This is a genomic window from Bradyrhizobium sp. GCM10028915 (genome assembly GCF_042666195.1).
GTDB lineage: Bacteria > Pseudomonadota > Alphaproteobacteria > Rhizobiales > Xanthobacteraceae > Bradyrhizobium > Bradyrhizobium canariense_D.
Genome location: NZ_JBHTFN010000032.1, coordinates 1 through 730 on the forward strand (window position 1 = coordinate 1; position 730 = coordinate 730).

Below are 730 nucleotides of genomic sequence, written 5' to 3' on the forward strand. Positions count from 1 at the left end.
TGAGCGGCCCGAGACATAGGTGACAAAACGTACCGGACACATGGATTACACTTTCCGCTTTTGTTCTGCGGGAGGTGTGGATGCCGTGGAAAGCGAGTTCGGTCATGGAAGAACGCCTTCGCTTTGTGGCCAGGCTTCTGGATGGGGAAGCCATGACGGATGTGTGCCGGGAGTTCGGCGTATCCCGCAAGACCGGCTATAAGATTTTCGATCGCTACAAAGAGCAGGGGCTGGCCGCCCTGAGCGATCGGTCCAGACGGCCGGTACGCTATGCCAATCAGCTCCCGGAGCAAATCGAGGGTCTGATTGTCCGCCTCAAAGCCGAGAAACCGCACTGGGGCGCGCGCAAGATCCGCGAACTGCTGGTCCGGCGGCTCGATGGCGATGTCAGGATTCCGGCCAAAAGCACCATCCATGCGGTGCTCGATCGCCATGGCCTGGTCAAGCGTGGCGGCGGGCCGCGCCACCGCGCGCGCGGCACGCCGCTGTCCACGGGTACCGGACCCAATGATTTGTGGTGCACCGACTTCAAGGGCGAGTTCAAGCTCGGCAATGGCCGCTACTGCTATCCGCTCACCGTTACCGATCATGCCTCGCGCTTCCTGTTGTTGTGCGAAGCGCTCGATTCAACGCGTGAAGACCCTGTAATTACTGCCTTCGAGCGTTTGTTCCTCGAGCGCGGCCTGCCGCTCGCCATTCGCTCCGACAACGGCGTGCCCTTCGCCAGTCC

1 protein-coding gene is annotated in these 730 nt (G+C 61.5%); it reads left to right on the forward strand.

Annotation, left to right across the window (positions count from 1 at the left end; translation table 11 throughout):
- Nucleotides 1–80: 80 nt before the first annotated feature.
- The coding region (locus ACFQX9_RS16705) for a helix-turn-helix domain-containing protein (protein WP_377789603.1) at nt 81–730 on the forward strand (650 nt) is incomplete at its 3' end.